This window comes from Bacillus sp. RC240 (assembly GCF_044907945.1).
Classification (GTDB): domain Bacteria; phylum Bacillota; class Bacilli; order Bacillales; family Bacillaceae_G; genus Bacillus_A; species Bacillus_A mycoides.
In genome coordinates this window covers 283,318-303,086 of record NZ_JBIYCT010000002.1, presented here as the reverse complement: position 1 = coordinate 303,086, position 19,769 = coordinate 283,318, and the positions used below count along the sequence as shown (strand labels likewise).

General features: G+C 35.6%; 23 protein-coding genes. 14 read left to right on the top strand and 9 right to left on the bottom strand.

Annotation, left to right across the window (positions count from 1 at the left end; translation table 11 throughout):
• Positions 1-52: 52 nt before the first annotated feature.
• Positions 53-880 carry an aldo/keto reductase gene (locus tag ABH955_RS09485; protein ID WP_002088477.1) on the top strand — a complete coding sequence of 276 codons (828 nt, stop codon included), beginning with the start codon at positions 53-55 and terminating at the stop codon, positions 878-880.
• 58 nt (positions 881-938) lie between these two features.
• Here ABH955_RS09485 and ABH955_RS09480 read toward each other — a convergent pair whose 3' ends face one another.
• The gene (locus tag ABH955_RS09480) at positions 939-1,853 is read right to left on the bottom strand and encodes an aldo/keto reductase (protein WP_404491052.1); all 915 of its coding nucleotides are present in this window, start codon (positions 1,851-1,853) and stop codon (positions 939-941) included.
• A 53-nt stretch (positions 1,854-1,906) separates the two neighbouring features.
• Positions 1,907-2,035, bottom strand: a complete 129-nt coding sequence (mciZ, locus tag ABH955_RS09475; protein WP_000870295.1) for a Z-ring formation inhibitor MciZ — start codon at positions 2,033-2,035, stop codon at positions 1,907-1,909.
• A gap of 74 nt (positions 2,036-2,109) precedes the next feature.
• Here mciZ and ABH955_RS09470 point away from each other — a divergent pair, with 74 nt between their 5' ends.
• Entirely contained in the window at positions 2,110-2,649 is a 540-nt protein-coding gene (locus ABH955_RS09470) for an NUDIX domain-containing protein (protein WP_002014941.1), read from the top strand.
• Positions 2,650-2,672: 23 nt separating this feature from the next.
• Here ABH955_RS09470 and ABH955_RS09465 read toward each other — a convergent pair whose 3' ends face one another.
• Entirely contained in the window at positions 2,673-3,224 is a 552-nt protein-coding gene (locus ABH955_RS09465) for a GNAT family N-acetyltransferase (RefSeq protein ID WP_002033881.1), read from the bottom strand.
• A gap of 126 nt (positions 3,225-3,350) precedes the next feature.
• On the opposite strand from ABH955_RS09465, the gene spoIIM reads away from it, so the two are divergent.
• From spoIIM to corA, 9 genes are all read left to right on the top strand, one after another.
• The gene (gene spoIIM, locus ABH955_RS09460) at positions 3,351-3,998 is read left to right on the top strand and encodes a stage II sporulation protein M (RefSeq protein ID WP_404491051.1); all 648 of its coding nucleotides are present in this window, start codon (positions 3,351-3,353) and stop codon (positions 3,996-3,998) included.
• 106 nt (positions 3,999-4,104) lie between these two features.
• On the top strand, positions 4,105-4,560 hold the full coding sequence (fur, locus tag ABH955_RS09455; RefSeq protein ID WP_000392654.1) for a ferric iron uptake transcriptional regulator: 456 nt from the start codon (positions 4,105-4,107) through the stop codon (positions 4,558-4,560).
• Positions 4,561-4,663: 103 nt separating this feature from the next.
• Positions 4,664-4,894, top strand: coding sequence for a YqzK family protein (locus ABH955_RS09450; protein ID WP_002165108.1), 231 nt, complete (start codon positions 4,664-4,666; stop codon positions 4,892-4,894).
• Between the two features lie 6 nt (positions 4,895-4,900).
• On the top strand, positions 4,901-5,791 hold the full coding sequence (gene xerD, locus ABH955_RS09445) for a site-specific tyrosine recombinase XerD (RefSeq protein ID WP_002067028.1): 891 nt from the start codon (positions 4,901-4,903) through the stop codon (positions 5,789-5,791).
• A 140-nt stretch (positions 5,792-5,931) separates the two neighbouring features.
• A complete protein-coding gene (locus ABH955_RS09440; RefSeq protein ID WP_404491050.1) occupies positions 5,932-6,663 on the top strand; it encodes a FixH family protein in 732 nt (243 codons plus the stop codon).
• A 364-nt stretch (positions 6,664-7,027) separates the two neighbouring features.
• Positions 7,028-8,212, top strand: a complete 1,185-nt coding sequence (gene deoB, locus ABH955_RS09435) for a phosphopentomutase (protein WP_002014935.1) — start codon at positions 7,028-7,030, stop codon at positions 8,210-8,212.
• 12 nt (positions 8,213-8,224) lie between these two features.
• Complete coding sequence (locus ABH955_RS09430; RefSeq protein WP_078175428.1) at positions 8,225-9,046, top strand: purine-nucleoside phosphorylase; 822 nt, start codon at positions 8,225-8,227, stop codon at positions 9,044-9,046.
• Positions 9,047-9,053: 7 nt separating this feature from the next.
• On the top strand, positions 9,054-10,358 hold the full coding sequence (locus tag ABH955_RS09425) for a pyrimidine-nucleoside phosphorylase (protein ID WP_002067030.1): 1,305 nt from the start codon (positions 9,054-9,056) through the stop codon (positions 10,356-10,358).
• Between the two features lie 210 nt (positions 10,359-10,568).
• Positions 10,569-11,531: a magnesium/cobalt transporter CorA gene (gene corA / locus ABH955_RS09420; protein WP_002067031.1), complete on the top strand. Its 963-nt coding sequence runs from the start codon at positions 10,569-10,571 to the stop codon at positions 11,529-11,531.
• Positions 11,532-11,564: 33 nt separating this feature from the next.
• On the opposite strand, the gene ABH955_RS09415 is transcribed toward corA, so the two are convergent.
• Both ABH955_RS09415 and ABH955_RS09410 read right to left on the bottom strand, forming a co-directional pair.
• Positions 11,565-12,854 carry an NCS2 family permease gene (locus tag ABH955_RS09415; RefSeq protein ID WP_404453968.1) on the bottom strand — a complete coding sequence of 430 codons (1,290 nt, stop codon included), beginning with the start codon at positions 12,852-12,854 and terminating at the stop codon, positions 11,565-11,567.
• 134 nt (positions 12,855-12,988) lie between these two features.
• Complete coding sequence (locus ABH955_RS09410; RefSeq protein WP_002138209.1) at positions 12,989-13,660, bottom strand: SIMPL domain-containing protein; 672 nt, start codon at positions 13,658-13,660, stop codon at positions 12,989-12,991.
• Between the two features lie 160 nt (positions 13,661-13,820).
• On the opposite strand from ABH955_RS09410, the gene ABH955_RS09405 reads away from it, so the two are divergent.
• Together ABH955_RS09405 and ABH955_RS09400 are read left to right on the top strand one after the other, a co-directional pair.
• Positions 13,821-14,240: a MarR family winged helix-turn-helix transcriptional regulator gene (locus ABH955_RS09405; protein ID WP_002088468.1), complete on the top strand. Its 420-nt coding sequence runs from the start codon at positions 13,821-13,823 to the stop codon at positions 14,238-14,240.
• Between the two features lie 100 nt (positions 14,241-14,340).
• Entirely contained in the window at positions 14,341-14,886 is a 546-nt protein-coding gene (locus tag ABH955_RS09400; RefSeq protein WP_404453965.1) for a hypothetical protein, read from the top strand.
• A gap of 42 nt (positions 14,887-14,928) precedes the next feature.
• On the opposite strand, the gene ABH955_RS09395 is transcribed toward ABH955_RS09400, so the two are convergent.
• Genes ABH955_RS09395 through ABH955_RS09380 form a run of 4 tightly spaced genes read right to left on the bottom strand, consistent with a single transcriptional unit; the run spans position 14,929 to position 18,308 of the window.
• On the bottom strand, positions 14,929-15,999 hold the full coding sequence (locus tag ABH955_RS09395; RefSeq protein WP_078180690.1) for an ABC transporter permease subunit: 1,071 nt from the start codon (positions 15,997-15,999) through the stop codon (positions 14,929-14,931).
• A gap of 12 nt (positions 16,000-16,011) precedes the next feature.
• On the bottom strand, positions 16,012-17,052 hold the full coding sequence (locus tag ABH955_RS09390; RefSeq protein ID WP_404491049.1) for an ABC transporter permease: 1,041 nt from the start codon (positions 17,050-17,052) through the stop codon (positions 16,012-16,014).
• On the bottom strand, positions 17,042-17,923 hold the full coding sequence (locus ABH955_RS09385) for an ABC transporter ATP-binding protein (protein WP_404444785.1): 882 nt from the start codon (positions 17,921-17,923) through the stop codon (positions 17,042-17,044). Before ABH955_RS09385 ends, ABH955_RS09390 begins: the two co-directional genes overlap by 11 nt.
• Positions 17,889-18,308 (bottom strand): GntR family transcriptional regulator, encoded by a 420-nt coding sequence (locus ABH955_RS09380; RefSeq protein ID WP_002033900.1) that lies wholly within the window; start codon positions 18,306-18,308, stop codon positions 17,889-17,891. Before ABH955_RS09380 ends, ABH955_RS09385 begins: the two co-directional genes overlap by 35 nt.
• Positions 18,309-18,474: 166 nt before the next feature.
• On the opposite strand from ABH955_RS09380, the gene dacF reads away from it, so the two are divergent.
• A complete protein-coding gene (gene dacF / locus ABH955_RS09375) occupies positions 18,475-19,665 on the top strand; it encodes a serine-type D-Ala-D-Ala carboxypeptidase DacF (protein ID WP_002088461.1) in 1,191 nt (396 codons plus the stop codon).
• Positions 19,666-19,769 lie beyond the last annotated feature (104 nt).

Sequence of the window (19,769 nt, the reverse complement as noted above, 5' to 3'; positions counted from 1 at the left end):
TGAAATAAAGTGGTGGTTTATAAAAAATGTAACATTGAAAGGGAGAACGACTGTGCATATTCCAACAACTACACTTCATAATGGCGTGAAAATGCCGATGATTGGTCTAGGCGTTTATAAAGCGAAAGAAGGCGACGAAGTTAAACAAGCAGTAAAAACAGCGTTAGAAGTTGGATACCGTTCGATTGATACAGCAACTGTATATGAAAATGAAAGCGGTGTCGGAGAAGCGGTTCGTGAATCTGGAATCCCGCGAGAAGACTTGTTTATTACAACAAAAGTTTGGAACGACGATCAAGGGTACGAGGAGACGCTCGAGGCGTTTGAAAAAAGTTTAAAGAAATTACAAATGGAGTATGTAGATTTATATTTAATCCATTGGCCGATAAGAGGGAAGTATGTTGATACGTACCGTGCTTTAGAAAAGCTATATGAAGAAGGTAAAGTGCGCGCGATTGGTGTTTCTAATTTTCATAAACATCATTTAGAACTGTTATTACCAAATTGCAAAGTGAAGCCGATGGTAAATCAAGTTGAACTTCATCCAATGTTAGCGCAATTTGAATTGCGTGATTTCTGTCAAGGTGAGCAAATTCAGATGGAAGCGTGGAGTCCTTTAATGAGAGGCGGCGAAGTATTCCAGCATCCAATTATTCAGGCTATTTCTAAAAAATATGAAAAGTCACCTGCACAAGTTATATTAAGGTGGGATATTCAAAGTGGGATTGTGACTATTCCTAAATCTGTTACGCCATCTCGTATTAAAGAGAACTTTACTATTTTTGATTTCTCATTAACTGAAGAAGAGATGGATCAAATTAATACGTTAAATCGTAATTTACATGTAGGAACGAATCCTGATAAATATGATACGTTATAAAAAAAGACTGCCGCCTAGTGTTGGGAGGCAGTCTTTTGCTTTTATCGGTATCAATATTTTAGCGATGCAAAGCATATGAATCATACTTAACAATCTTTTGAAGTTGTACATATTCTTCTTTTGTTAAAGATAACTGTTGGCTAGCTTGTATATTTTCTTGCAATTGTTGAATAGAGCTTGCACCAGGTATAACAGCTGCAACAGTTTCGTTATGTAAGCAATATTGAATAGCTGTTCCTGTTAAAGAGCTTTCCCCGATTATTTCTTTTACACTCGCGAGTGTCGAATATAACTCATCGTAAGAATAAGAGAGGTAATCTTTTTCTTTTACTCTTTCTATCTTTCTTGCATTATTGTTAGTTAAAATCCCTTTCGCAAGTGGTCCGCGAGCAATAACGCTAATTTGCTGTTCATTAAGAAGCGGGAACCATTCTTCAGGGCGACGATTTAAAAGGCTGTATTCCATTAATATGCTAACGATATTTGATCGTTTTGCATACTCATGAATGACATTTGGACGTATAGAAGAGATACCATAATGACGAATAATCCCTTCTTTTTTTAATTCTTCAAAGGCTTCAACTGTTTCATCTATAGGATCTTCAATCGTCCCGCCATGCAGTTGATATAAATCAATATAATCTGTTTGAAGTCTACGTAAACTCTCTTTTACTTCGGCCTTTATATAAGCTTTAGAAGGATCCCAAGACCAACCGTTTTTTTCTTCTGTCCATCGATTTCCAACCTTTGTTGTAAGAACAACTTGGTCGCGTTTTCCTTTCAGAGCTTTTCCAACAAATTCTTCATTTAATCCATAATCGTATAAGTCCGCTGTATCAAAAAAATTAATTCCTAAATCGATTGCCTCATCGATAATACGCATAGCTTCAGCCTCAGATGCACCGAGAGACATACAGCCAAATCCAATTTCCGTAACATGTAAATCTGAGTTTCCTAATTGACGTTTTTTCATAGGTCAACCTCCTTACCTTTATTGTACGAAAGGGGAAGGAGGTTGACAAACGTTTACTTTTTATTTGCTGTAATCCACTCTTGTACAGTTGTATACTCTTTTCCATATTGTTTTAGCTTATGACGAATTTGCCATGCTTTGCCGACTAAAGTGACGCGATTTGGTAAAATGTAAACTTTCATTTCTATCACGCTCCTTTCAATGTGGTAAAATGTATGAAGAACGATTAGGAAATAGAACAGGGAGATGAAGTAGTATGAGTAATCTTGCAGAAAGAACAGTAAAAACTGAACCGATTTTTGATGGTAGGGTTATAAAAGTTCGTGTTGATGATGTAGTATTACCAAATGGAGAAATGAGTAAACGTGAAATCGTAAATCACCCTGGGGCAGTTGCTATTATTGCTATTACTGATGAGGGGAAAATTGTACTCGTTGAGCAGTATCGTAAAGCTCTCGAAAAGGCAATTGTGGAAATTCCTGCTGGGAAGTTAGAACCTGGGGAAAAGCCAGAGGTAACAGCAGTTCGTGAATTAGAAGAAGAAACAGGATATGTATGTGAAAATATGGAGCTTATTACATCTTTCTATACATCACCTGGTTTTGCAGATGAGATTTTATATGTATATAAAGCGACAGGATTAAAACAAAAAGAAAATAAAGCAGCTTTAGATGAAGATGAATTTGTGGAATTAATGGAAGTGTCATTAGAAGAAGCGATTGATCTTATGAAAGACCTTCGCATACATGATGCTAAGACGATGTTTGCAGTACAATATTTACAATTACAAAAATAAACACTCGCCTAAGGCGAGTGTTTTTAGTTGATTTTTGCATATACACGTGCATCGCGTAAGCTGCCATCGGGTGCTAGGAAATCATTTTCCATTGTACCTTCTAAAATAAATTCTAGACGTTCTGCTAAGTTACATGCGTTTATATTTGTTGCATCAGTACGAATTTCAATTCTTCTAGCACCTAGTTTATCAAATGCAAATTGAATCGCACCTTTAATGGCTTCTGTCATATAGCCATGCTTTGTATAAGCGCTATGTAGCCAAAAGTGAAGTGAAAACTTTGGAATATCCCAGTTTTCAGGCTTGAGCGTAATAGCTCCGATGAATGTACCAGATACTTTATCGTATAAGTGGAAATCAAGTGTTTCACGAAGTAAAAACTGTCCGTGAGCTTCGCGAACAATTTCTTCAGCACGTTCTTCTGTTTCAGCAGTAATTGGCATCCATGGTAATAAGTCTTCTAGCGAAGCTTGGATTGCTTCATATACTTCTGTTCCATCACCTGGAAACGGCTTACGTACTTGCAAGCGCTCAGTTTGAAATAATGTTGGAAAATCTAATAATAATGGTTTCAAGAGAAATCCCTCCTATTCTCTACTTTTTAGTTTAGCAAAGTAGAGCGGAATTTCAATGCTAATTCGTCATACTTTTTTTCTTTCTTTCATACATTTTTAGTAAGAGTGTGAACGGAGGGAAGGAAAATGTGGCGAAAAACGTGGCAAGACCGTGTAATGTCTCACATGCAGGAAAATTCTTCACTATATATATTTAATGCGGTTTTATTACTGATGGGAGTAATATTTGGAGCGATTCTTGTGAATAGTTTGCAAATAAACCAAAAGCAAGATTTATCATTTTATTTACAGCGTTTTTTTGGACAAGTTTCTAAAGGAGAATTTGCTGTCGCAGGCGAAATGTTTCGAGAAAGTTACTTTTCGCAATTAAAATATATCGGCTTTATTTGGATTTTGGGGATTTCAATTATTGGGTTGCCGCTCATTTTTATCTTACTATTTTTAAAAGGGGTAGTTGTTGGATTTACAGTAGGTTTTTTAGTAAGTCAGCACGGATGGAATGGACTATTATTAGCATTTGTATCTGTATTGCCACAAAATTTAATTATAATTCCTGTATTTCTCGTAATGACAACAATTGCTGCAAGCTTTTCCTTGAGAATGATTAGGCATCAATTTATTCGGAAAATAACTGAGCCACTATTACCGTTATTAATTCGCTATACATGCTTTTTTCTCGTGATTGGAGCGGTATTAGCTATTGCTTCCAGTGTCGAAGTGTATGCATCACCAGTTTTAATGAAAGAAGTTGTGGAGGCTATTAACAAACAATAAATACTTTTTGAGAATAATTATCAATTTGTTTTTATTGTTTTTCTTTTGACAGGAGCCCTTCTTCTGATATAATGGTGTAAGAGTGGCGAGGAGGGAGTAGTACCGAATGGAAGAAAGAATTGAACGAATTAAGAAGCAATTACATGCAGCGAGCTATAAATTGACACCACAACGTGAAGCAACAGTTCGTGTGCTGCTAGAAAATGAAGAAGATCATTTAAGCGCAGAAGATGTATACCTCCTTGTAAAAGAAAAGTCGCCAGAGATCGGATTAGCAACCGTTTATCGAACTTTAGAGTTATTGTCTGAGTTGAAAGTTGTCGATAAAATTAACTTTGGAGACGGTGTTTCGCGTTATGACTTACGCCAAGAAGGTGCACAGCGTTTCCATCATCATTTAATCTGTACACAATGCGGTGCTGTACAAGAAATACAAGAAGATTTACTTGGTGAAGTGGAGAATAAAGTGGAACGAGACTGGAGCTTTAAGGTGAAAGATCATCGTTTAACATTCCATGGGATTTGTAAAAATTGTCAAGAAAATGAAACGGATGAAAAATAACCTTTTCCTATTTAACTAGGAAGAGGTTTTTTATTTGAATAAGGTATAAATTGGTGAAAGCTTGGCATATGTTGTAATAACTTATATTTTGGAGGAATTTACAATGCGCCGAGCTTTAAAATTAACTTTTGATGGGATGAAAGTATTTTTATTATTTACAAGTTGTACGATTTTGTTTTATTTCGCTATACTATGGATAAATCAAGAATATGAAAGTTACCATCGTTATGAAAAGCCAAAAGAAGAGACTGTAGAAAAAGTATCAGGGAATGAGGAGCCGGAAAAGGATGCTTTCGTAAATAGAATGATGTTTTTCTATGAAAATGGGGAGTAGTGTAGATTGGAAGATCAATTAAAAGATTTTATTCATTATATGATTGTTGAAAAAGGTTTAGCGAAAAATACAGTTGTATCTTATGAACGCGATTTAAAAAGCTATGTGAAGTATTTGCAAAATGTAGAACAAACGAAGACGTTTCATGAAGTGACACGCTTGCATATTGTTAACTTTTTGCAGCATTTAAAAGAAAACGGGAAATCTTCAAAAACATTGGCGCGTCATATTGCATCGATTCGTTCGTTTCATCAATTTTTACTTCGTGAACGAGCAGTGGAGCATGACCCATCGGTACATATTGAAACGCCACAAGGGGAACGAAAATTACCAAAAGTATTATCAATCGACGAAGTGGAAGCATTGCTTCAAACACCGAAAACGGCAAGTGCTTTTGGGATTCGTGATAAGGCAATGTTAGAGTTGTTGTATGCAACAGGACTTCGTGTTTCGGAATTAATTGCATTAAATTTAGAAGATGTGCACTTAACGATGGGATTTGTTCGCTGTATCGGGAAAGGGAACAAAGAAAGAATTATTCCACTAGGAAGCTTAGCGACAGAAGCGATTCAAAAGTATATTGAAAAAGGAAGAAGAGAATTGATGGGTAAAAAAGCAGTAGATGCGCTCTTTTTAAACCATCATGGTAATCGATTATCGAGGCAGGGATTTTGGAAAATTTTAAAACGGCTAGCGAAAGAAGCGAATATTGCAAAAGAGCTTACACCGCATACGTTGCGTCACTCTTTTGCTACGCACCTATTAGAAAATGGGGCAGACTTACGTGCTGTACAGGAAATGCTTGGACATGCAGATATTTCGACGACACAAATTTATACGCACGTTTCAAAAACTAGATTAAAAGATGTATATAAACAGTTTCACCCGAGAGCATAGTCACTATGCTCTTTTTTCATAGATTAAGAAGAGTGAACCATTTCACAGAAACTTCACAAACATTTCGTACATTGTTTTCAGCAGAAGACTAGAATATTACAATGTATTTCCTCTATACTAAGGAAAGTATGAAGGAGGAAATGAAGATGAAAAAACTTATTATTACATTATTTATCGCGATGCTAGCATTGGCTGGCTGTAATACAAACAAAGAAGAACCGAAAAAAGAACAGAAACTTGAAGCTATAAAAGTAGCGGTTCAAACGAATCCGAAAGAAATTAAACCTGGTGAAAAAACAGAAGTACAAGCACTTGTTACACAAGGAAAAGAAAGAGTAACGGATGCTGATGACGTAAAGTTTGAGATTTGGAAAGATGGCGACGAGAAACACGAGATGTTAGATGGTAAGCATAAAGGAAAAGGTGTTTATGCAGTAGAGAAAACATTTGAAACTGATGGAGTATATCATGTTATTCCTCATACAAATGCACGTGAAATGCATGTTATGCCAGAAACAAAAGTCGCTGTAGGAAATGCAAAAGTAGAAGATGCGAAAAAAGAAGAAGGTCATGGGGATCATAAAAGTGATACGATGATACATCTTATGGCTGGTGATATTAAAGCAAATGCTGAATCAACAATGAAAGTTCATTTGAAGCAAAAAGAAGAAGCGTTAACTGGTGCTGAAGTACAACTTGAGATTTGGAAAGATGGTGTTGAAAAGCACGAATTTATTCCAGCGAAAGAAGGAAATAAAGGAGAGTATGAAACGAAACATACTTTCAAAGAAAACGGTGCTTACAAAGTGAAAGTTCATGTTAAAAAAGGTGAACTACATGAACATAAAGAAGAAACAGTAGAAGTAAAATAAAAAGTAGCTCTTTAGAGCTGCTTTTTATTTTTATATTAGGAAATATGTTATAAAATAATTAGCACTTATTTGCATAATGGATTACAATAGAAGTGTGAAGAAAATGAGAAATTCTACGAAAATGTATTAAAAAGAAAGCGTAAACATGTTATGATATCAATATCAGATGTCTGACATCTGACTTGGAAAAACCTAGAAATGTTTTTTATTCGTTTGAAAGTAAAACGAAAAAGTTAGAGAATGATTTAAAGCAGTACTGTTTAATAATGAGGACGAAAGATAATTCCCATTGATAACAGTTTCACTTTATAGCGTTTTGAACATACTACAAGAAGTAGAACTGAACATATAGGAGGTTGCAGTTATGAATAAATATAAACGTATTTTCCTAGTCGTAATGGACTCTGTGGGAATCGGTGAAGCACCGGATGCTGAGCAGTTTGGTGATTTAGGTTCTGATACAATTGGTCATATCGCTGAACATATGAATGGATTACACATGCCAAACATGGTGAAATTAGGCCTTGGTAATATTCGTGAAATGAAAGGAATCTCTAAAGTAGAGAAACCGCTTGGATATTATACAAAAATGCAAGAGAAATCTACAGGTAAAGATACAATGACAGGTCACTGGGAAATCATGGGCCTTTACATTGATACACCATTCCAAGTGTTTCCTGAAGGATTCCCGAAAGAATTACTTGATGAATTAGAAGAAAAGACAGGTCGTAAAATTATCGGTAATAAACCAGCTTCTGGAACAGAGGTACTTGTTGAGCTTGGTCAAGAACAAATGGAAACAGGTTCTTTAATTGTTTACACTTCTGCTGATAGTGTATTACAGATCGCAGCTCATGAAGAAGTAGTACCACTTGAAGAGCTATATAAAATTTGTAAAATCGCACGTGAATTAACATTAGATGAGAAGTATATGGTAGGGCGTGTTATTGCTCGTCCGTTCGTTGGAGAGCCAGGAAACTTCACACGTACACCAAATCGTCATGACTATGCGTTAAAACCATTTGGTCGCACAGTAATGAATGAACTTAAAGATAGCGATTATGATGTAATTGCTATTGGTAAAATTGCTGACATTTATGATGGAGAAGGTGTAACTGAATCACTTCGTACGAAATCAAATATGGATGGAATGGACAAGCTTGTAGATACATTAAATATGGACTTTACAGGTATTAGCTTCTTAAACTTAGTTGACTTTGATGCCTTATTTGGTCATCGTCGTGACCCACAAGGGTACGGAGAAGCTCTACAAGAATATGACGCACGTCTTCCAGAAGTATTCGAAAAACTAAAAGAAGATGATCTATTATTAATTACAGCAGACCATGGTAATGATCCAGTACATCCTGGTACTGATCATACACGTGAATATGTACCGTTATTAGCATATAGCCCAAGCATGAAAGAAGGCGGACAAGAGTTATCACTTCGTCAAACATTTGCTGATATTGGTGCAACTGTAGCAGAAAACTTTAATGTTAAAATGCCAGAACATGGAACAAGCTTCTTAAACGAGCTAAAGAAATAGGGGGATAAACAGATGAATCGTGAACTAATTACAAAATCAGCTTCATACTTAAAAGAGAAATTTCAAGAGACACCACAAGTAGGACTAATCCTTGGATCTGGACTAGGTGTATTAGCAGATGAAATCGAGAACGCAGTAACAGTACCATACAGTGAAATCCCTGAATTCCCGGTTTCAACTGTAGAAGGACATGCAGGTCAACTTGTATTCGGTACACTTCAAGGTGTAACAGTAGTAGCAATGCAAGGACGTTTCCATTTCTACGAAGGATACGATATGCAAAAAGTAACATTCCCAGTTCGTGTTATGAAAGAACTAGGTGTAGAAACAGTTGTTGTAACGAACGCAGCTGGTGGTGTAAATACATCATTTGAACCAGGCGATCTTATGTTAATTTCAGACCATATTAACTTCATGGGTACGAACCCATTAATCGGACCAAATGATTCTGAAATGGGTGTACGTTTCCCTGATATGTCTACATCATATACGCCAGAACTTCGCGAAATGGCGAAACAAGTTGCAGTAGATTTAAATATTAAAGTACAAGAAGGTGTATATGTTGGAATGACAGGTCCTGTATATGAAACACCTGCTGAAATTCGTATGCTTCGTACACTTGGCGGAGATGCAGTTGGTATGTCAACAGTACCAGAAGTAATTGTAGCTCGTCATGCAGGTATGAAAGTACTAGGTATTTCTTGTATTTCAAATATGGCAGCTGGTATTTTAGATCAACCACTTCACCACGATGAAGTAATTGAAACGACAGAACGTGTTAAAGCTAATTTCTTAGCATTAGTAAAAGCAATTGTAAAACAAATGAAGGGGTGACTTCACAATGAGAATGGTGGACCTAATTGCAAAAAAACGTGATGGACATGCATTAACGACAGAAGAAATTAACTTTATCGTTGAAGGATACACAAATGGTAGTATTCCAGATTATCAAATGAGTTCACTTGCAATGGCAATTTTCTTCCAAGATATGAATGATCAAGAACGTGCAGATTTAACGATGGCAATGGTAAATAGCGGTGATACAATTGACTTATCAGCCATTGAAGGGGTAAAAGTAGATAAGCATTCAACGGGTGGAGTTGGTGATACAACGACACTTGTATTAGGTCCATTAGTAGCTGCTTTAGGTGTACCAGTTGCGAAAATGTCTGGACGAGGTCTAGGACATACGGGTGGTACAATTGATAAATTAGAAGCAGTACCAGGATTCCATGTGGAAATTGAAAATGATGAATTCATGCGTCTTGTAAATGAAAATAAAATCGCTGTTATTGGTCAAAGTGGAAACTTAACACCTGCTGATAAAAAGTTATATGCGCTTCGTGATGTAACTGCAACAGTAAATTCAATTCCTCTTATCGCTAGCTCAATTATGAGTAAGAAAATTGCTGCTGGTGCAGATGCAATTGTTCTTGATGTAAAAACTGGAGCAGGCGCGTTTATGAAAACGGATGAAGATGCAAAGCGTTTAGCAGAAGCAATGGTACGCATCGGTAATAACGTTGGTCGTAATACGATGGCGGTTATTTCTGATATGAGTCAGCCGCTTGGTGAAGCAATTGGTAATGCATTAGAAGTACAAGAAGCAATTGATACATTACAAGGTAAGGGACCGAAAGATTTAGAAGAGTTATGTTTAACACTTGGAAGTCAGATGGTGTACCTTGCTGGACAAGCTTCATCTTTAGAAGATGCACGTGAAAAGTTAATTGAAGTAATGAACAATGGTAAAGCGCTAGAATCATTTAAAACGTTCTTATCCGCGCAAGGCGGCGATGCATCTGTTGTTGATGATCCTTCTAAATTGCCACAAGCACAATTTAAAATTGAAGTGGAAGCGAAAGAAGACGGTTACGTATCGGAAATCGTTGCAGATGAAATCGGAACAGCAGCAATGCTTTTAGGAGCAGGGCGTGCAACGAAAGAGTCTGAAATTGATTTAGCAGTTGGTCTAATGCTTCGCAAAAAAGTAGGCGATAGCGTGAAAAAAGGTGACTCTCTTGTTACAATTTACGCAAACCGCGAAAATGTTGAAGACGTAAAAGCGAAAATTTATGAGAACATGAAAATCGCTAAAGATCACGTAGATGCACCAACTTTAGTACACGGTATTGTAACGAAGTAATAAAGTGAAACTTTAATCAGTGGGGGGCTTTATCCCCACTGATTATTAGCCTTCACCAATCGGGCATTTACGGGCAGCCCGACCCAGACCTAACTTCTTTGCTTTCGCTGAATTTTGAGGTAGGGGTCTTACTGCCCGCAAATAGCGGGATAAAAAAAGCTGAGGAGATTTCTCCTTGGCTTTTTTTACTATTTTTTGTTTATAATAGTAATGGGTGAAATTATGATTAGAATTTGTGCAATAACGAAAAAAAATGAAGTTTTATATGATGTTTCGCTAGAAGAAACGAAAAAAGAGAACATCATATGGTATTGGCTTGATTTATATAAGCCAACGAAAGAGGAATATACATATATTTTACAAGATCACTTCAAGTTCCATCCCCTTGCAATTGAAGATTGTGTAGAGTATGTGCAGAGACCAAAGGTAGATTTTTATGATGGATATAACTTTTTAGTTCTTCATGCATTCGGAGAAGACGGATTAGAACCGCATGAAATCGATTTATTTATTAGTGATCGATATATAGTCTCTTTCCATTTCTCTCATAACAATGCGATTGAAAGAGTATGGAAAACGCTCGGTGAAAAGAAACGTATTAAGAAGAGCCCTTTGCATGTAGCACATACAATTATTGACCAAATTGTAGATGATTATTTCGCACCTGTTTATTACATTGAAGACCATTTAAATGCAATTGATGATAATTTAACGGGTGAGACAGCAGGAAGTGTGCTAGAAGAAGTATTTGATATTCGTGCAGATTTATCTAAGCTAAGGCGTACGATTATTCCGATGCGTGATTTATTGTATCGTATATTAAATTCAACACGTTTTTACGGTATAAGCGATCATGAAATTTATTTTAAAGATATACATGATCATTTGCTTAAACTGACAGAGATGATTGAAGCGAGCCGTGAATTAACAGCAGATATTCGAGATAGTTACTTTTCGTTGAATTCCCACCATATGAACAATATTATGAAAACATTAACTGTTTTCTCAACTATTTTCATGCCGTTAACATTTATTGCAGGGGTATACGGCATGAACTTTGCACATATGCCAGAGCTTGGCGGGAAGTATAGTTATTTTATTTGCTTAATTTTAATGGCATTAATTGGCGGCGGAATGATGGCTTGGTTTTATAAAAAAGGTTGGTTTAAGTAAAAAAACACCGAGGATTTCCTCGGTGTTTTTTTCTTAGCCAATAGCGTGTAATACGAACATGGCTAAGAATAAGCATGTAATAATATACATGGACGGTGCGACTTCTTTACGCTTTCCAAGTGCAACTTTCAAGATAGGATAAGCAATAAATCCGAACGCAATGCCATCAGCGATACTATATGTGAGCGGGATCATAACGATAATTAAAAACGCTGGAAATCCTTCTGAAAAGTCGTTCAGAGGAATTTGTTGAATGCTTGTAATCATCAGACCGCCAATAATAATTAAGATTGGTGCAATGGCGCTGTCAGGAATTATTTTGACAAACGGAAGCGCAAACAGTGATGCGAAGAATAACAACCCTGTAACGATAGACGTCAGACCTGTCTTTCCGCCTGCAGTAATACCTGCGGCACTCTCTACTGTTGAAACGGTAGGGCTTGTGCCAAATAGACCACATGTCATTGCTGAAATTGCATTTGCTTGGTAAGCACGTGGGAATTTACGATCATCTTCTAATAAACCATGTAAAAGTCCCATGTTCTCAAAAATAAGCACCATGCTTAAGGAGAATGTTGCAATCCAAAATGGCAAGGAAGAAAGTTTCCCAAATGACATAGCTCCAAACACATCGCCATAATTAGCGAATGAAAACGAACTATTTCCCATTTGACTCGTATCAACAAGACCAAACAGCCATGCAATACCAGTTCCAATTGCAATCGTCCATAAAAAGCTTCCACGTACGTTACGCGCAAATAGTACAAGTGCGACAATAAGAGTAAGTAGTGTGGCAAGAACGACAGGACTACTTAATTTTCCCATTGCAACAGCAGTATTAGGATGCGAAACGACTAAACCACCTTTTTGCAAGCCGATGAAAGCTAAAAACAACCCGATACCGACAGTGATCGCTTCCTTTAATGACTTTGGAATCGATACCGAAAGCACGCGAGCAATCGGTGTAAAAGCAGCAATTGTAAAAATAATACCGGCGATAAAAACAGCTGCCAATGCTTCTTGCCAAGTTAAACCGAGCGTATGCACAGCAGTGTACGTGAAGAATGCATTTACACCCATACCAGGGACAAGAATAGCAGGTGCATTTGCCCAAAATGCCATGAGTAGACATCCGACAAATGAACTAAGAACAGTTGCCAAAATTCCTGCCTCAAGAGGAATGCCGGCATCTGATAAGATTGACGCATTTACAATCATAATATAAACAATTGTGAAAAATGACGTGACTCCAGCTAAAACTTCTTGTTTTGGTGATGTTTGGTGTAAGTCTAATTTAAATGTTCTTTCAAGTATTCCTTTCATGTTAAACCTTCTTTTTCATATCCCTCTCCCACCCGTGATATCTCTTATGTAAGAGCTCACCGTCCTTTATTATATCAGAACATCATGTTTTTACAACAACGAAAATGATAACGGTTACTTATAAATGAGTTTATTTATAAATACGTAAAAATTGCCCGGATAGATGAAATGATTTCTAGTTCTCCTGATTGAATGGGCGGAGCTGCTTGCGCATGCAAAGTAGCATATGATGCGATCTCCCGTGGTAATTGGGCAGATTCTTCAACGAGTGAGAGGGGAACAGGATTAATATTTAAATTGTAGGTACTCGCAATTGTACGAGCTTTGTCTACTGCTTGTTGCAGAGCTTGAATGAGAGCTTGCTCATAATATTTATTTGGATGAGATATTCGAAAACGTAATCCTTTTGCTACGTTTGCCCCATTTGTAACGGCTATATCATATACTTCCCCTGCTTTTTGCACATTTAAAACGGTAATTTCATACAAATGCTCCACACGGTAGCCTTGTAGTAATGCTTTATCATTTACATATTCGTATTGAGGAGTAATTGTATAAGAAATGGTTTCTATATCTTTATCGGCAATACCTAGCTGTTTGAGTGCATCAAGCAATTGTTTCGATTGCACTGCATTTTCTTCTTGCGCCTGTTTTACATTTTTACTATCTGTTCGAATGCCCAGTGTTAATATGACAACATTTGGTTTTGCCTTTATAATGCCTTCTCCTTGTACAGTAATAGTAGCTTCTTTACCAGTATTTGTCGTACGGATGTTATGTAAATACGGATTCATTCCACTTTGCATTTATGCTCACCATCCTTTTTTATATGTATATGTGTGAACAAAAAAGAAAATCTTATGAAAAAAGTTACATAAATGAGAATGTTGAGGGAAGAAAGCATATACAATATAGGTATTTATAGATTATAATATGTGTAAATATGATAAAAAAGGGACGAGGCTAGTGAACGAAAATAGAGAAACACTGATTTTAGATTTATCTGCATCATTTCGAAAGATGATACGTTTATTACAAAATGATATTAATACACGTTTTTCAGAGCATATGCCATATAATGAATTCTCTGTATTACGTGCGTTATTTTTAAAAAGTCCACAGATGGCTTCGCAAATTGCGAGTGAAGTAAACGTAACCTCCAGTCATATTACAGCTGTAACAGATCGTCTCGTGCGAAAAGGGTTTGTTGAAAGAAAACGTTCAAATTCGGACCGTCGTATCGTATACTTAGAAATTACTGAAAACGGACGAGAAGTAACTGAAAAGCTTGAAGCTGTGCGTAAAGAATATTATAAAGAGAAATTTAAAGGTTGGAGCGACCAAGAGATAGAAATGGTTTTAGAACTATTTGGCCGCGTATTATAATAAATGAGGATAGGAAGCGAGAGCTTTCCTATCCTTTTTCTTTTGAATAAAAATATTTTGAAACTCCGATACTTTAATTAAACAGATCGGAGGAAAGATTATGAAATATATTGCTGCACTTACCATTTTACTTGGAAGTTTTTTCTGCTTTCATACATTCATGTACGCTGATACCCCTATCCAAGTGGTGCAAAAAGAAGTGAAGTACATTGAAAACGATAATACTGTCCTGTATTCGAAATTATGGGTTCGTTCTATGCAAAACGCAGTATTATTTCATCATAGCGATAATGTTCGTAATCAGGACACTTTGCGTAATGTAACAAGTTCATCGCTCGTTAAAGCGAAGCAATTACCATTTAAGAAAGCATCAATGTACATTCCAAGATTACCGCAATACGTATCAAAAGCAGGGAAAGAAAATATTCAAGTGCACTACATTGCGGTGCACTATAATGTAAAAAAAGAAAATGCGTATCAATTAAATGGTATGAACTATTTTCTGCAAGTATTTGTGAAAGAGCGCGGGGAATGGAAAATTGCTGAAAGTGTAGTCGCACCGACAGAGCAAATTGTACAAAATGGTGATGGGTTTGGGATGAAAGAAGAGAGGGGGTATGGAGATAGGAGAGAGAATGTGAAATAACCTCCTTTTGAAGGAGGTTATTTATTAAAAAATTACATTTTGTTATTTTAATCCCCAAGAAATCTTTTTCTTTAATAAGCGTGATAACACGATATAGCAAATTAGACCAATTACAACGAACCCAATATAATACCCAATAATGGATTGTATACCTCCTATTATGCGACCTCCAAATAGGGCGAAACAAGATGCAGTACATGCTATAAAAGGCTTGTAGAGCTTTGAGAATAAAAGCAACTTACCGTTTTGTTCATTAGGCGATTGTGTATATAAATAGGTACCTAAAGGTAATAAGATAAGTATATACACAATTGGAGTTAATAATTTCCAAGCAGAAGGTATTTTCGAAAAATTAGGTTCGTTTATGCGTTTTCCGTTTTTATCTGTATAAGCTGATTGTGGATCGTAATCAAATCTAATCTCTAAGTCCTCAATAGGTGAAAGTATACTTATATGTGATGAAATTGATACGTATTGATTTTCAATTTTATAAGTTTTCTCATGAGTTTCGTACAAGTGAACTGAAATAAAACCAGCCAAAAGTAAGGCCAATCCGTATGGTAAAATAAGCATAATACCAGTGAATATACTTTGAGAAAGTATATTAGCAGTTATTGTTCCCATGAATAATGTCAAAGTATAAATAGCAATTAATACAATGACTGTATAAAGAAAATAAGAATGAAATGGTGAGAATAACTGGTATTTATTATGAAAGGTCGTCTTTTTTAAAATTGCGAAAAGTCCCCAATTTATTGCATAGACAGCAATAATATTGAATACCCCTAATAACCATTTTGTAAGATATATATATCTTCGTTTAAAAGGCATTGACCATAAAGCATCCATGGTTTGGTTATGGCGCTCCCAACCAATTTGAACACATGCTAATGCAATAATTACAATTCCCTGTATAAATAAATGGTCTTCAGGACTAAGGAAATATTGATAATGATAATTAACTTTTTTCGTGATAGTTTGTGAAAAATGAAAGGATTTTGCAGCATCTAAATAATATTTATAAGATAGTGTATAGAAGCTAGTAATCCAAAAAAGCCAAATGAAATATTTTCCCTGTTTATAGCTTTGTAACCATAATGCTTTTTGAAACATAGGATCTCTCCTTTATAAAACTTTATAATTTGTAAGGCGTGATAGTGCAAAATAGCTGAGGGTTCCAAATAAAATTAGCCCAAAATAATAGCTAAATATCAAATCAAAATAGTGTAACATGCTCCCACCGATTAAAGCAAAATAGAAAGTTGTCCCGACAATCCATAGTTTTTGTTTCTTTTGAAATGAAAATACTTTCTTATTATTTTCATTAGGTGAATGCTTATATAAAATAACCCCCAGTAATAAGAAACATATTGTATATAGAATGGGTACTAGTAATATTTTAGGAGAACTATAGTCATAGAATACAGGTCCTTCCTTTTTAGTTAGTTGGTTCCTCATATCATAATTATATCGAATATGAAAATTTTTTATGGGAGCAAGAATTTCGGTTTGCTGGTTTAAATGATAGATTGCTTCATATTTATTTGAAGAATGTTCTGTATCCATATTTAAATGTGCATTATAAAAAGAGAAGAGCAAAGAAAAAATTCCAAACCCTTTAATTAAATATAGAACACAGAAGGTACCTTGAGAAATGATACTTCCTGTAAAAGTTCCGATACACAAAGCTGTAGTATAGAGAGCGATATAAGTAATTATTGCATAGGAAAAATATCTATGGAAAAAGTTGAATGATTGAAATTCAAAGTGAATTGTCGTTCTATATACAAGGTACATTAGAGCCCAGCATAGTAAAAGACATGTAACAATGTGAATAATGCCAAATAACCATTTTGAAAAAAAGATGGTGCTACGTTTAAAAGGCATTACCATTAAAGAATCACTCAACTTCAAATTGCTACGTTCCCATCCAATCATTAAGCAAGCTAGTGCAATGATAGAGAGAATAATGATGGAATTGTAATCTGAGAAGTAATAGTCGTAATAAAACTCTCCTGTTGGGTTATATTTATAGAAAAAATCCATCTGGGTTTGGGATGCCTTATAGTATTTATAAGGGAAAACATACATAGATACTAAAAACATTATTAGTACAGCATATTTCCCGCGCTTCCAATTCCACATCCACAACGCCTTATGAAACATACCCATCCTCCTCAAGTGTCGTAACGAAGACATCTTCAAGTGACATTGTTAATTCTTCAATGAGTATTGGTTGCTCTTTATAAAACTTTTCAAGCGTTGTAGCAACATTTCCTTCGATTAAAATCGTATATACTTTTCCTGTTTGGTTTAATATTTTTATATTGCTTAAGTTTTCTAGTTTTTGAGGTAGTGATCGTTCGTAAGCAACTTGGACTTTAGCAAATTGTGATTTTGCATCATCTAGTGATGTAATAGAATCTACTGTATGTCCTTTTAAAATAATGATTGTATCGGCAATTTTTTCAACTTCATCTAAATGGTGAGTGGAGATGAAAATTGTAATTTCTTTTTCTGCTACTTCTTCAACGAGAAATTGTAGAATCTGTCTTTTAACGATAGGATCAAGTCCGTTTGTCGGTTCATCTAAAATGACATATTCTGCTTTTGCAGCGAAAGCTAAAATGATCGCAAGCAGTGCTTTCATTCCTTTTGAGTAACTACGAATGCGTTTGTTTGGTAAATTAAAACGTTCTAATATTTCATAAAAATATTGTTCATCAAATGCTGTATAAACTGCTTTATAAAACTTTACGATTTCTTTTACAGTATATCCGTTCAGTGTGTTGGTAGAATCTGGAACGTATACAACTTTTTGTTTAATTTCAGGATGCTTATGAACATCTGTATCCTCATATGTAACAGTTCCTTCATCGGGGTCTAAAATGCCGACCATCGTTCGTAATAAAGTTGTTTTCCCCGCACCGTTTCTTCCGAGTAATCCGACGATACTACCCTTTTGTAATGTGAAAGAAACATCGTCTAAAATCGTTTGGTTATCAATTGTTTTCTTCAAGTTTGTCACTTTCAACATCTGTATTTCCTCCAATCTCTTTATAGTATGAATCTATCCAATCGTGAATTTTATCTTTCGTAATCCCAAGATAAGAGGCTTCTAGTAATAATTGATGAAATTGCTTTTCAACCATAGCGATTTTCCTTTCGTCTAATGTTGGGGTAATCGATTGGGCTACAAATGTTCCTTTTCCTCGTAATGTTTCAATAATCCCTTGTCGCTCTAATTCTTGATAGGCTTTACTTACTGTATTTGGATTTATAACGAGCAAAGAAGCAAGCTCGCGTACAGAAGGAAGCTTATCACTTGGAGCTAACATATTTTTTAGTACGAGCTCTTTTATATTTTGAACAATTTGTTCCCATATCGGAGTGTTGCTTCTTGGATCAAGTTGAATATGCAAGAGCAATGTCTCCTTCCTGATGAGTATTAAGTGTACTACTACGTATAATACACTTAATACAATATAGGCAATGGATTTATTTGTCAACTGAAAATAATAGAAAAATATGGTATTAAAAATGTATAAATTGGAAAAAATAAGTTTGATATAGAATGGAGGGTTAGTCATGAAGCGAGTTTTTGGAATACTTGTTTGTTTCATGTTATTGCTTTCTGGTACTTCAGTTAGTTTCGCACAATCTGAGAAAACGAAGCAGGAAAAAACAGAAGAAACCACGCCGAAGTTAGCGGAACAAGCGTCGTCAGCGATCGTAATTGAACAAGATACAGGTAAAGTTTTGTTTGATAAAAATCCGAATGAAAAGTTACCACCTGCTAGTATGACAAAGATTATGACAATGCTATTAATTATGGAACAAGTTGAAAAAGGAAAACTAAAACTAAACGATAAAGTTAGAGCGAGTGAACACGCAGCTTCAATGGGCGGATCACAAATTTTTCTAGAACCTGGGGAAGAGATGACTGTAAATGAAATGTTAAAGGGCATTGCAATTGCATCTGGAAATGATGCATCTGTTGCAGTAGCTGAGCATATCGCTGGTTCAGAAGAAGGTTTCGTAAATATGATGAACAAAAAAGCGAAAGATCTAGGATTGAAAAATACACATTTTCAAAATCCGACAGGTCTCCCGGCGAAAGATCATTATTCTACAGCGAATGATATGGCTATTATGGCGAAAGAGTTGATGAAGTATCCACTTATTCGAAAATACACAGGTAAATATGAAGACTATTTACGTGAAAATACGGATAAGAAGTTTTGGCTTGTTAATACGAATAAGCTAGTACGTTTTTATCCTGGAGTAGATGGAGTGAAAACAGGCTTTACGACAGAAGCGAAATATTGTTTAACGGCATCGGCTGAGAAAAATGGTATGCGTGTTATTTCAGTTGTAATGGGAGCACCTACATCAAAAGAGCGGAACAATCAAGTAACGAAGCTTCTTGATTATGCATTTGGACAATACATGACAAAGAAATTATATACACGTGGTGAGAAAATTAAGACTGTACAAGTAGGAAAAGGTAAGGAAGAAAAAGTAGATTTAGTTGCGTCAGACAATGTGTCTCTTCTTATGAAGAAGGGCGAAAATATGGACAAAGTTAAACAAGAAGTGATTGCTGAAAAGAAAGTGAAGGCACCGATTAAAAAAGGTGATGCACTTGGCACACTTGTTATTAAAAGAGATAAAGATGTTTTATTAAAACAAACAATTGTAGCGAAAGAAGATGTTGAGGCAGCGAGCTGGTGGGAGTTATTTAAAAGAAGTTTTGGGATGTTTTCAACATCAAAATAGCGGCGGAAATTTTGATGTTTTTCTGTTCGTATTTACTGAAATAATTGCTGAAAGGTTTCACTTTATGACGAAATAGTTCTTCTTTTGTCAGTAGGAAGGATTCT